Source organism: Glaciecola sp. XM2, from assembly GCF_018595715.1.
Lineage (GTDB): Bacteria > Pseudomonadota > Gammaproteobacteria > Enterobacterales > Alteromonadaceae > Glaciecola.
This window is the reverse complement of record NZ_JAHEOJ010000014.1, coordinates 410429-423566: the sequence shown is the minus strand read 5'-3', so window position 1 is coordinate 423566 and position 13138 is coordinate 410429. Positions and strand designations below refer to the sequence as shown.

Below are 13138 nucleotides of genomic sequence, written 5' to 3'. Positions count from 1 at the left end.
CTAAATGCGTCAGATAGTACTCGATACGGAAACCACCGGAATAAATCCCTTAGACGGGCATAGAATCATTGAAATCGGCTGTGTGGAGATGATAGACCGTAAACTCACAGGGAATAATTATCATGTTTATATCAATCCGCTTCGCGAAATTGAGCAAGAAGCCATCAATGTGCACGGCATCACCAATGAGTTTTTGGTGGATAAACCTAAGTTTACCGAAATCGCACATGATTTTATCGAGTACATTAAAGGCGCTGAGCTAGTCATTCATAACGCACCGTTTGACGTGGGGTTTATGGATCACGAATTTAAGCTTGCGGGCATGAACCTGCCTGTTACCGCAGAGATTTGTCAGGTGCTAGACACCCTAGACCTTGCCAGAAAGATTCGTCCGGGTAAAAAGAATAGTTTGGATGCCCTGTGTCGGGCCTATCATGTCGATAATAGCCATCGAACCTTTCACGGCGCACTGCTCGACAGTGAAATTTTGGCCGACGTGTATCTGTATATGACAGGTGGGCAGACCGCTCTTGGCTTAGCCCACAATGACGAAAATGGAAACGACTCTGCTGATACCAGTATTATTAGGATTAATAAGCAAGCAAACTTAAAGATTATTAGTGCAGATGCCGATGAATTACAAAAGCATGAACTTTATTTAGACGGCATTGAAAAAAAATCTAACAAAGCACTCTGGCGCCAGACGTCGGAATAAATCACCACTACGCGCGCTCAATTGGTTTTGGGCGGCGTTTTTATGCGTGATAGTGATAATTGCTGCCAAAGCGCAAGACGCACCAACCGACCGCAGTATTGTCGATAAAATCATTCCCATTGGTAACGAGTACCAAAACAGCATTACTTTGCTCAATAACCGTTTTCGCATTGACGATGATATCGAAAAGGTCACGCTAGTCTTCTTTCGCGAGTTTGGTGCACAGCCCATCGTGTTAGTGCGCCCGGACGGCAGTAAGCTATATCTTGATAACGACGCTGTTGACGACAGCTATAGATGGTTTGAAACTGATACCTACGACATGATTGAGCTTACCGAGCCAATGCCAGGCCCTTGGCAAGCCCTTGGTAATATCCTTGAGGGAAGCAAAGTCATGGTGATTGCCGACCTTACCCTCAATGCCGAACCCATTCCGAAGGTGGTGTTTTCGGGTGAGACGATTAAGCAAACAGCCGTTTTACTCAATGCAAATGAAGAAATAAATTTTAGAGAATTTAGAGATATTGTAGTGTTATCGATTGATTTTACCAGTACCAATATCCCTGATTTGGAGAATTTTGGATTGGGTACCAAAACCGTTGCACGCTTTAAAGACAACGGTATGGGCTTTGATGAATCAGCAGGGGACGGCATATTTACAGGGGAATTTAATTTAGAGATTGCTAACGGTGAATGGCAGCCAATTTTTAATATTCGCACCCCACTTTTTAGCCGAGAGTTGATGACTGACAAAGTCATGGTGTTGGCAACACCGATGACAATCAGCCATGTTGAAGACCTCACCGAAGAAGGTTTTCACCGTATTTTTGTAGAAACAGACAATGAATATATTGTGCCATCGAGCGTGCTCCTTGAGGCAGCACTTCGCGGGCCAGAGGGCGAGGTTGAAAGGGTTTCTATTACTGAAATGGGTGACTACCAGCGAGAATTGAAAGTTATCAATTCAGGTTATGGGATCTATTCGGTGGACATGACGGTGTTTGCGCAAACACTCAGTGGCCGAGATATTGTTCTTAAAGTCCCTCAATATAGCTTTAGAACAGAGCCGCCAGTGATTGAAGAAGTGGTCGTTGAATTAACGCCAGAAGAAATATTAGCCCAGCAAAAAGCGGCTGAAGAAGCTGCACGGCTCGCTGAGTTAGCCGCCAAAGAGCAAGCACAAAAAGAGCTGATTATAATGGTATTGGCAATCAACGGTGCTCTGCTGTTCATTGGTGTTATTGTCATTTTGTTGATATTCGATCGCCGCCGCCGTCCAGGTAATCATTTGCTTAAGAAAATGGGTGGATTGCTTGGCAAAATATCCTTTAAGAAAAAAACAAGCGCAGTCGATTCGCCAACAGGCAATGCATAATTTGAGAATTGTTGGTTAATTGAACAAGCCACACAATCTTGTAAAAAAGCAGTTGACTATCACATGTGTGCACCGTATTATCTGCGCCGCGCTTGAGGTTGGTGAACATTATTTGTCACTATCAAGTGCAGTGTTTAAGATGCGGAGTGGTAGTTCAGTTGGTTAGAATACCGGCCTGTCACGCCGGGGGTCGCGGGTTCGAGTCCCGTCCACTCCGCCATTTAAACACAAAGCATATTATGCGGAGTGGTAGTTCAGTTGGTTAGAATACCGGCCTGTCACGCCGGGGGTCGCGGGTTCGAGTCCCGTCCACTCCGCCATCTTATGTAAAACCTACCATGTGGAGTGGTAGTTCAGTTGGTTAGAATACCGGCCTGTCACGCCGGGGGTCGCGGGTTCGAGTCCCGTCCACTCCGCCATTTCTTCCTGATCTTTTGATTGGGTATTCAATCTCTTAAGTGTAAACTACCCCTAGTTATCGTTATCTTAGGTTGGTTATGTCTTCGCCCGTTCTACGCTGTCAGGCTATCGTTAAGTCTTATCATGAGGCTGAATCTCAAATAAACATTTTGCAAAATGTCAGTCTTGAGTTGCAGGAGGGTGAGACCTTAGCAATACTCGGCAGCTCTGGTTCTGGCAAAAGCACTTTGCTACACATACTAGGCACCTTAGACTCTGCCGATTCTGGCGAGGTGTTTTTTCGTGAAGAAAGCTTAACGTCTTTAAATGCGAAAAAACAAGCTGAGTTTCGCAATAAGCACCTTGGCTTCGTATATCAATTTCATCATTTATTACCTGAGTTTTCCGCACAAGAAAATGTGGCGATGCCCCTATTAATTGCGGGTGTCGATAAAGCGTCGGCGCTAGCAAAAGCGGCTTCTTTATTGGATAAAGTGGGCCTGTCACACCGTATCAATCATAAGCCTTCACAAATGTCTGGCGGTGAGCGTCAGCGCGTAGCGATTGCCCGAGCACTGGTCAATTCGCCTAAGGTGATCATGGCCGATGAGCCAACAGGGAACCTAGATGACGAAAATTCAAAGCATATATTTGAACTCATAAAAGACATCAACAAAACCCTAAGCACCGCTTTTATTATTGTTACCCACGATCAGTCGCTAGCGAGCAAGCTAGGGCGCACTTTAGTGCTTAACCGTGGCCAGCTTGAGATACAAAATCCATAATGTTTAATACCTTCAATACCATGGTAGCCAGTCGATTCAGGCGTTCTAAACAGCAAGATGGCTACATAGCGTTTGTATCTAAGTCTTCTACCTTCGGCATAAGTTTAGGCTGTGCTGTACTGATCCTCTTACTTTCGGTCATGAATGGTTTTGAGAAAGAGTTAAGAGACAATCTGTTAAACGTGGTACCACATGGTGAGTTAATCACAGCATCAGGGGTAGGTATTGCCGAAGATCCAGTCTTTATAAATGCTCTAAAACAAGACCCTCGCATTGAACATGTGTTTATGCTCAATAAAGCTTCAGGACTACTACAAAAAGGCCGTCAGATTAAGTCTGTGGAGCTGCTTGGTGCAGATGAAGACTATTTCACGCACAAATTTGCTAACAGTTTTGACTATGCGTTGATATCTGATACTCCAAACGGCATCGTGCTGGGTAAAACATTAATGGAGACTTTAGATGCCCAAGTCGGTGATAGCATTCAACTGATGCTGCCCAAAGTCACCCAAGACCTAAGCTTTCAAACTTCGGTGAGTCAATGGCTGACCATTGTCGGGGAGGTTAATCTAGGTGGGGAAATTGATAATTTTATTGGGATCACGTCAAGCGATACCTTATCGGCACTGTTAGATTTACAATTTGGCACAACGCATATTGAAATCCATTTGTTTGATCCGTTTTTAGCTCGTCAAACCATACAAGGCTATGGTTGGAGCTTTAATCAAGCGGTGTTAATGTCAGATTGGATGCGTACCCATGGGCATTTGTATCAAGACATACAGCTAGTGCGCACGGTTGTCTATATCGTGCTTATACTGGTGATCAGTGTCGCGAGCTTTAATATTGTGTCGTCGTTGGTGATGTCGGTAAAAGAAAAGAGCAGGGAAATCGCCATCCTCAAAACTATGGGGGCAACTGCCTCACAAATACGTCAGATTTTTGTGTTAAAGGGTTTGCATAGCGGTCTTGTTGGAGCAACGATTGGCAGTGTCATTGGGTGTTTGTTGGGGGCATATCTACCAGATATGATTAACGCGATTGAGGCAGTAACGGGCATCCAGTTGTTTGATGCTGGCGTATACTTTACCAGCGCCATTCCTTCACAACTGCAATTATCCGACGTTGTTATCACCTATTGTGTTGCCTTAATTATCACCGTATTAGCCACCTTATATCCTGCTAATAAAGCGGCGAGCGTTATGCCCGCCGCGCATTTGCACTAGGCAGAACTGTCAGATTTAGCTGTAGGATCATCAAATGCCGATGCCGCTTTCATTTCATCAGAGAATGGGTCGGCGTTGTAAGTATCAATATCCAACACGCCCTCAGATTTTGCGACAATCGTCGCCACCGTGCAATCTCCAGTTACATTGACCACGGTACGCGTCATATCAAGTAGACGATCTATACCAATAATCAAAGCGATTCCTTCCACCGGCAGATTCACCTGTTGCAGTACCATCGCTAGCATAATCAAACCAACGCCTGGGACACCAGCGGTGCCAATCGATGCCAGCGTTGCGGTCAGTACTACCATGAGTAAATCGGTGGTCGATAAGTCAACGCCATATACTTGTGCAATAAAAACTGTTGCCACACCTTGCATGATTGCTGTGCCATCCATATTGATGGTGGCGCCTAGCGGGATAGTGAAAGATGCGACAGAACGATCAACGCCTAATTTGCGCTGAGCGGTTGATAAGGTGATAGGCAAGGTTGCACTACTGCTCGATGAGCTAAAGGCAAAAATAGCGGTGTCTTTCATTTTTACCAATAAACGCAAAGGATTGAGTCGAGCTAGCACCACCAGTAGCGTTGGATAAACGATTAACGCGTGTGCAATGAGCAAGAAAAATACTAAGAGGAAATAACTTAAAATGCTTCCAAACGCGGCGAGATCTGTTGTGGCTGCGAGTTTTGCCATTAAGAAGAAAACACCGTAAGGCGCAAGCTCCATGATAATCAGCACAATCTTCATGATGACGTCGTTAACCATCTCGAATGCTTTTTGTACTTTTAAGCCCACTTCACCGCATTTTGCCATTGCAATACCAAAGAGCACGGCAAACACAATGATTTGCAACATGTTGCCTTCGGCCATCGCATTTATAGGGTTAGATGGGAACATATCGATAATGACTTGCGCCAAACTCGGCGCCTGATTTGCGCTAAATTCTGCGGTGGTTTCAATAATAAAGCCTTCGCCCGGTTTAATTAATAGCGCCATTATTAACGCAAATGTGACTGCGATGCAGGTGGTCATTACGTATAATCCGACAGACTTTCCACCAAGGCGACCGAGCTTTGAGGGGTCAGATAAACTGCTTACACCACACACCAAAGACACGAATACCAAGGGCACCACGAGCATTTTAAGGCTGTTGATGAAAATCGTTCCGCCTATGGTAAATATACCATCAACGAAAAATCCATACGTAGAAAACGCCATTCCAAATATATTGAAAACGCGATCTCCGCTATCATCAAATGACATTTGTAGAAAAGCACCTATAACGATTCCGGCGATCATGCCGATAAAGATTTTTAAGGTTAGATGCGTTTTTTTATTGTCTTGCGACATGAGACGACCTTTTAGTTCTAATTATTTGTCCATGGGACAGAAGATTAGCAAGGTTAAAGCAAATACTAAACCGATTTTTAATCGCGACTGTCAGGGCTCATAGGCGCCACTGAGTCAATTTAATGAATACAAGGTAGCAACATGAAACAAGTATCCCGGATATTTTGGCTATTAACATTTACATGGCTTCTTGCCGCTTGCGGCGGTGGAGGCTCGCTTGAGCGCACTGATGGCGGCACGAATACACCGACCACACCGACCACGCCACCTACGACAACCTCACAAGTCTTAGCGATTGAGCTTGTAGGTGCAGACGGTACGGTATCGAATCAAGTGACCGAGGGTGGTCCTTTAACGGTACGAGCGACTCTCACTGATTCAGGCGGCTCTCCAGTGGTGGGCGAAGTGGTCAGTTTTACGCTTAGTACCGCAAACCTTGTAGTTTTTAGCAACGACACCGGTACTGCACTTACAGATGCTAGCGGCGTTGCAGAAATCGAAATGCTTGTAGGTGAATTAAGTGGCAGCGGTCGTGTAACGGCGAGCGTCGTTGATGGCCCTGTGATTTCCGCTGGGTTTGAATCGTCGGGTGCTTCACAACAATCTCCTTTCTCGCTTGAATTGTTTGCCAGCTCGATTCAACTTGCCTCTAGCGGCTCTGATGAAATCGAACTGATTGCAGTGGTTAAAAGCGAACAAAATATTTTGCTAGCCGATGTTCCGGTAACATTTTCTGCAGATCAAAACGCCTCGATTACTGTTGTCAATTCAGTTTCTGGCGCAGACGGCACTTCTAGAGCGTTACTAACAACACAAAACAATCAAGAAAACCGTGAGATCATGATCACGGCGACTTCAGGTCAATTATCAGAATCGATAACGGTGCGCGTAGTAGGAACGGAAGTGAACATTAACGGTGCATCTTCTGTCATTCTGAATGACTCCGCACCTATCACCTTTGTTTTATCAGATTCAGATGGCCAAGGGATTGCGGGTCAAGCGCTTACCTTGACCACCGATATTGGTACCCTAGATCAAAGCGCGCCAGTAACCAATGCCAATGGTCAGGTGACGGTTAACTTTACCGCTACTCAATCAGGTACTGCGACTATTACTGCGACAGCTCTTAATGCGAGTGCGAGCTTTTCGGTGAACATCCAACAAGATGATTTTAGTTTCACAAACTTGCCGACAGAAGGCCTAGCCCTAAACACCAATCAAACGCTAACCTTACGTTGGTTTAAAAACAACCAGCCCTTTGCAAATGGTAGCGTTCAAGTAACCACATCCCGCGGCACCGTTACCGCTCCTGGTGGTGGAAACGTAGCGACAACTAACGCCCAAGGTTTGGCCACCGTTGTCATTAACTCTGCCTTTGCTGGTCCAGCGTCAATTTCAGCTATCGGTACTGACGGAAGCGGAAACCAAGTAACAGCGCGCGCTTCATTGGAGTTTGTGGCATCTGATGTAGACAGTATTTTCGTTGATGCGACACCTGATTTAATCGGTCCAGAAGGACAAACCGCAACCGTAACCGCAGTAGTACGTGATGCTGTTGGTAACCTAGTAAAAGGTAAAACGGTGAACTTCAGATTATTCGCTGATTCAACCGGCGGCAGTATTTCGCCAAACACCGCTACCACCGATAGTAACGGTATTGCATCGACTGTTTATAGCTCTAACGCAGTGAGTTCAGAAGATGGTGTCACCATTGAAGCAGAAAGTGACGGCGTAACGGCTATCACGAGCTTGACGGTGGGGGATAGAGCATTCGACATCTCAATTGGTACGGGTAACGAAATTAATGTACCTGACCAAGCGTCTTACAGAAAAGACTTTGCTATTTTCGTAACAGATGCCGCCGGGCGACCAATTGCCAATGCTGCGTTAACCGCATCATCGACGCCGCCATTAGTGGATGCGTATAGAAAAGGATTTTGGCAGTGGGATGCAACAGCACGTGTATACGTAGCGATTACTACCGCGGTATGTCAAAACGAAGATACTAACGGTAACGGTCGTCTAGATGCCGGTGAAGATACCAATGGAGATGGGCAACTGACTCCAGGTAACATTGCAACGGTAAACTTCAGCAACAACGTTGCGCGCACCGATGCTAACGGCCAAGCCACGATTGAACTTCGCTATGCAAGACAATTTGGTGGCTGGGTACAAACCGTTATTGGTGTCTTTGGGCAATCTTCGGGTACCGAATCATCTGAGCTGCAAGAATATAGCCTAGGTGTCGCAAGCGACGATTTAACGCAAGAAACGTCACCACCGCCATCTAACCCGTTTGGTTCTTCGGGGAATTGTGCAAACACCCTATAAGGTAAGAAACGGATAAAAAGCCTGCCTAGTGCAGGTTTTTTTTATGCCTTTTGAAAACGATAGACACTGCCCAAATTAAGTATCTGGGTGAGCTCGTCAAGTGCATTGCGAGATTCAATGAGTAATTGTGGATCAGCCAAATCATCCGCGTGAATGCGATCACGATAGTGTTTGTTTACCCAAGCCTGAAGCGCGGTATAACTTCGTTCGTTCATCCAGCACGCTTTATTAACCCCACCTTGCTCTTGCTCACTTAAGGCTACTCTAAGTCGCAAGCATGCAGGTCCACCGCCATTTTGCATGCTCTGTTTAACGTCAAAGTAATGTACGTTTGTAATGGGGTTGTTGTCTTGGGTGAGTTGCTGTAAATAGCTATAAACCGCTGGATTTTGCTGACACTCCATCGGTGCAATAATCACCATTTCGTCATTCGGTAAGTTGATTAGCTGTGTATTAAATACATAACTTTTAACCGCATCTTGCACCGAGACGCTATCGCGGGGCACTTCAATAAAATGAAAAGGACGCTCATCAAGGCCTGCAAGCACGTCTGTTTTTAGACGCTCGGTGTCTAAAAACGCATCTTGATGATAAAACAACACATTGCGATTACCCACGGCAATAACGTCATTATGAAAGACGCCATCGTCAATCACCTGAGGGTTTTGTTGGGCAAACACGGTGCGCGTATTGTTTAATTGATGTAGGCGCGCCACCGCTTGGCTGGCTTCAATGGTTTGACGAGCAGGAAATTTGCTTGGCTTAGGCTGATTATCATCAAAAGCATGCTTGCCGTATACAAACAACTCGACACCAGGCTCACCATATTCATGGCAAAGGCGCGTATGATTGGCTGCCCCTTCATCGCCAAAATGGTCGTTATCAGGCAGATGCATATGGTGCGCAAAATGACGTTCATCATTAAACACCGCTTTTAAAATGTTACCCGTGGTAACAGGTTCGAGTGAACGATGATACTTATTGGTTAAATTTGCGGGTGTGAAATGCACTTTATTATCGGCGGTATCGGCGCTAGGCGATACGGTTGCAGCGTTTGCTGTCCACATGCTTGATGCAGAAGAAGAGGCTAAAAAAATATGCGGTGCTTGTTTGTATGCTTCACGCATAACATTGGCATCGTCACCAGTAAAACCCAAACGGCGTAATGAATAAATATCAGGCCTTTCTTGAGGTGCTAATACGCCTTGCAGCATTCCCATATCTGCAAGAGACTTCATTTTTGCTAGTCCTTGGAGGGCGGCTTGTTTTGGGTTGCTGACCGCATTAGCATTAGACTTTGACGCGACGTTACCCACCGATAAACCGGCATAGTTGTGAGTCGGGCCTACCAATCCATCAAAATTTGCTTCTACACACTTCATCACGTACTCTCCGTGGCATATGTTAGTGGATGACACTGCGACATCTATGCATCAATCGGGTGCCAGGTGAGCAAGATTATACGGAGTATTTTTTATTTGCCAATGGTGATTATAAGAAAACATTAATAAAAACAAACACTTTACCCATATGTGCGCAGATAATTATATATATCAACTTGTTTTCTATTCACTTTGTAGATATATGTTAAAAAAGAGAAATAACACACGACACCATAATAGCCGTTATTAAATACATATAAGCGGCTATAAAATAAAAGGTTTTCTTATTTAATGGCTAAATCATTAGTTATCGTCGAGTCACCCGCAAAAGCAAAAACGATTAATAAATATCTAGGTAAGGATTTTATTGTAAAATCTAGCGTTGGACATGTACGCGATCTTCCTACTAAGTCACTTGGCAATATTGAACCTAAAAAGCCAGCCAAAGAACTTAATACTTGGTCTGAGGCCAAAAAAGAGCGTTACCTGAAAGAGTATGAGTACAACAAACTCGTTGACCGCATGGGGGTTGACCCAAAACAAAACTGGGAAGCGCACTATCAGGTCTTACTCGGTAAAGAAAAGGTCGTCAACGAACTTAAAAAGCTGGCGAAAGACGCCGATACTATTTACCTCGCGACGGATTTGGATAGAGAAGGGGAAGCCATTGCTTGGCACCTCCAAGAGCTTCTCAAAGGCAAAGATAAGCACTTTCAGCGCGTCGTGTTTAACGAAATTACCCAATCGGCAATAAAGGAAGCGTTTTCACATCCTAGTGATGTCAACATCGCTCGCGTCAATGCCCAGCAAGCAAGACGATTCTTAGATAGAGTCGTAGGATTCATGCTGTCACCTTTGTTGTGGAAGAAAGTGGCCCGTGGCCTTTCCGCAGGCAGGGTTCAGTCTGTTGCTGTGCGCTTGGTAGTTGAGCGAGAGCGTGAAATAAAAGCGTTTGTACCCGAAGAGTTCTGGGATGTGCACGCAGATTTAAGCACCCAAGCCTCCCAAGACTTACGCATGATGGTGCAAAAGTATCAAGGTGCAAATTTTAAACCCACCAATAAAGCTGACACCGATAAAGCCCTAGCGCAACTGCAGTCTGCAGACTATAAAGTGGTGAGTAGGGATTCTAAGCCGACACAAAGTAAACCTTCGGCACCGTTTATTACCTCGACGCTTCAACAGGCAGCCAGCACTCGCTTAGGTTTTGGTGTGAAAAAGACCATGACCATGGCACAACGCTTATACGAAGCGGGCCACATTACTTACATGCGTACCGACTCAACCAATTTAAGCAGTGAGGCGGTTGAGAATTGTCGCGAATTTATTCGCAAAGACTTTGGCGATAAATATTTGCCCAATGCACCGATCAAGTATGGCAGCAAAGATGGCGCACAAGAGGCTCACGAAGCCATACGCCCGTCAAACGTCAAGATTAAGGCTGCCAGTCTAGGTGAGATGGAAAGAGACGCACAGCGCTTGTACGAGCTGATCTGGCGTCAGTTTGTTGCCTGCCAAATGACCAACGCCAAATATGACGCTACCACGATCAAAGTGGCTGCCGGCGATTATGAACTGACAGTAAAAGGCCGGGTGTTAGTATTCGATGGTTGGACGAGTGTTCTAAGCCAAATGAAGCGCAAAGACGATAACGACGGTGAATTACCCAATGTAAAAACCGGCGATGTCCTTAAGTTAAAACAGTTAGAGCCTAAACAACATTTTACCAAACCCATTGCTCGCTTTAATGAAGCCTCGTTGGTAAAAGAACTCGAAAAGCGCGGAATTGGTCGCCCATCTACTTACGCAAATATCATTGGCACTATACAAGATAGGGGCTACGTTCGTCTTGAGAATAAACGTTTTTATGCCGAAAAAATGGGTGAGATTGTTAATGACCGTTTAGTAGCAAATTTCCAAGACCTTATCAGCTATGACTTCACCGCTAAAATGGAGCAGCGCTTGGATGATATTGCTCATGGCTCGCTTGAGTGGAAGCGTGTTTTAGATGGATTTTATGAAGAATTCTCTGAACAATTACATAAAGCGGAATTAAGCGAAGACGATGGGGGCATGCAACCGAATCAAGCAGTACCCATTCAGATTGACTGTCCCACGTGCTCACGTCATATGAATGTGCGCACAGCGAGCAGCGGCGTGTTTCTTGGATGCAGCGGTTACAACCTGCCGCCCAAAGAGCGCTGCACGCAAACTATGAATCTCACGCCTGGCGATGAAGTGGTAAAAGTCACTGATGAAGATGAGTTAGAAACTGAAGCGCTTAGAGCAAAAAGACGGTGTCCAGTTTGTGAGACGGCAATGGACAGTTACTTGGTGGATGAGCATCGCAAGTTACATATTTGCGGGAATACGCCTAGCTGCACAGGTTATGAGATTGAAAAGGGCACGTTTAAGCTGAAAGGATACGACGGGCCGATTATCGAGTGTGATAAATGTCAAAGCGATATGGAGCTTAAGAACGGTAGATTTGGAAAATACTTTGGATGTACCAACGAAGAGTGTAAAAACACACGTAAACTCCTTAAAAATGGCGAAGCTGCGCCACCGAAAGAAGATCCGGTGTTTTTACCCGAACTTGTGTGTGAAAACTCTGACGCTCACTTTGTTTTAAGAGATGGCGCTTCTGGTATTTTCCTTGCCGCTTCGACATTTCCAAAGTCGCGCGAGACAAGAGCACCGTTAGTTAAAGAGTTAAAGCAATTTAGAGATAGAATTTCACCTAAGTTTTATTACCTTGCTGATGCTCCAGATACCGATCCAGACGGAAATCCAACGGTAGTGAGATACAGTCGAAAAACCAAGCAACAGTATGTTATGTCGGAAGATAAAGACAAAAAAGCCACGGGTTGGTCGGCTTGGTACGATACGGGTAAATGGGTAGCGGACGATAAACGTAAGCCAAAGTCTAAACCTAAAGCGAAGGCAAAGAAAAAGTAACGGTATTTTATGAGTTCATTACAAGATCAATTACTCAAAGCTGGCTTGGCCGACAAAAAGCAGGCACAAAAGGCCAAAAAAGAGCGTCATAAACAAGTAAAAGCCAAACAGCAAAATAAAAAGGCCGTGATTGAAGATGCCGCTAAAACTGCAGCTGAGCAAGCAAGGATAGCTAAGCAGCAAAAAGATCGTGAGTTAGCAGCGCAGCAACGCGAACTCAAGCAGCAAAAAGAGATCAAAGCGCAAGTGATTAACCTTATCAAGGTGAATGCGCAGCCAAAAAATAATGGGGATGTGGTGCTCAATTTTACCGACAATAACAAGGTTAAACGCTTGTATGTCAGTGAGCGGACCCACAAAGATGTCACTGCTGCCAAACTTGCTATTGTGTCTTATCAAGACAACGAATATGAGCTAGTGCCGTTGCCGGTTGCCGATAAAATTCAAACGAGAATGCCACAAGCCGTTATTTATATTGCTAACACAGCCTCAGAAAACAGAGCGCAAGCAGATGCCGATGACGATTGGTATGCAGATTATGATATTCCTGATGATCTCATGTGGTGATCCAAGCGTTCAGCTTTCAGGGACCATAAACTAAAAAAACGC

At 45.1% G+C, this 13138-nt stretch carries 9 protein-coding genes and 3 tRNA genes; 10 read left to right on the top strand and 2 right to left on the bottom strand.

Annotated elements, in window-relative coordinates:
* Nucleotides 1-4: 4 nt before the first annotated feature.
* From dnaQ to KJ365_RS02365, 7 genes are all read left to right on the top strand, one after another.
* Entirely contained in the window at nt 5-715 is a 711-nt protein-coding gene (gene dnaQ, locus KJ365_RS02395; RefSeq protein WP_214450004.1) for a DNA polymerase III subunit epsilon, read from the top strand.
* A 46-nt stretch (nt 716-761) separates the two neighbouring features.
* Nucleotides 762-2090, top strand: a complete 1329-nt coding sequence (locus KJ365_RS02390) for a TIGR03503 family protein (protein WP_214450003.1) — start codon at nt 762-764, stop codon at nt 2088-2090.
* Between the two features lie 143 nt (nt 2091-2233).
* A tRNA-Asp gene (locus tag KJ365_RS02385) sits at nt 2234-2310 on the top strand.
* A gap of 23 nt (nt 2311-2333) precedes the next feature.
* Nucleotides 2334-2410 (top strand) — tRNA-Asp (locus tag KJ365_RS02380).
* A 22-nt stretch (nt 2411-2432) separates the two neighbouring features.
* Nucleotides 2433-2509: transfer RNA gene (locus tag KJ365_RS02375), tRNA-Asp, on the top strand.
* A 78-nt stretch (nt 2510-2587) separates the two neighbouring features.
* Nucleotides 2588-3274 carry a lipoprotein-releasing ABC transporter ATP-binding protein LolD gene (lolD, locus tag KJ365_RS02370; protein ID WP_214450002.1) on the top strand — a complete coding sequence of 229 codons (687 nt, stop codon included), beginning with the start codon at nt 2588-2590 and terminating at the stop codon, nt 3272-3274.
* Nucleotides 3274-4500: an FtsX-like permease family protein gene (locus KJ365_RS02365; RefSeq protein WP_214450001.1), complete on the top strand. Its 1227-nt coding sequence runs from the start codon at nt 3274-3276 to the stop codon at nt 4498-4500. The genes lolD and KJ365_RS02365 overlap by 1 nt, the downstream gene beginning before the upstream one ends.
* Here the strand turns inward: KJ365_RS02365 and KJ365_RS02360 are convergent.
* Entirely contained in the window at nt 4497-5858 is a 1362-nt protein-coding gene (locus tag KJ365_RS02360; RefSeq protein ID WP_214450000.1) for a dicarboxylate/amino acid:cation symporter, read from the bottom strand. The two genes, KJ365_RS02365 and KJ365_RS02360, sit on opposite strands and share 4 nt — an antisense overlap.
* 141 nt (nt 5859-5999) lie before the next feature.
* Here KJ365_RS02360 and KJ365_RS02355 point away from each other — a divergent pair, with 141 nt between their 5' ends.
* Entirely contained in the window at nt 6000-8189 is a 2190-nt protein-coding gene (locus KJ365_RS02355) for an Ig-like domain-containing protein (protein ID WP_214449999.1), read from the top strand.
* 41 nt (nt 8190-8230) lie between these two features.
* Here KJ365_RS02355 and astB read toward each other — a convergent pair whose 3' ends face one another.
* Nucleotides 8231-9571, bottom strand: coding sequence for an N-succinylarginine dihydrolase (gene astB, locus KJ365_RS02350; protein WP_214449998.1), 1341 nt, complete (start codon nt 9569-9571; stop codon nt 8231-8233).
* Nucleotides 9572-9862: 291 nt separating this feature from the next.
* On the opposite strand from astB, the gene topA reads away from it, so the two are divergent.
* Together topA and KJ365_RS02340 are read left to right on the top strand one after the other, a co-directional pair.
* Complete coding sequence (gene topA / locus KJ365_RS02345) at nt 9863-12529, top strand: type I DNA topoisomerase (RefSeq protein ID WP_214449997.1); 2667 nt, start codon at nt 9863-9865, stop codon at nt 12527-12529.
* Between the two features lie 9 nt (nt 12530-12538).
* A complete protein-coding gene (locus tag KJ365_RS02340; RefSeq protein WP_214449996.1) occupies nt 12539-13096 on the top strand; it encodes a DUF2058 domain-containing protein in 558 nt (185 codons plus the stop codon).
* Nucleotides 13097-13138 lie beyond the last annotated feature (42 nt).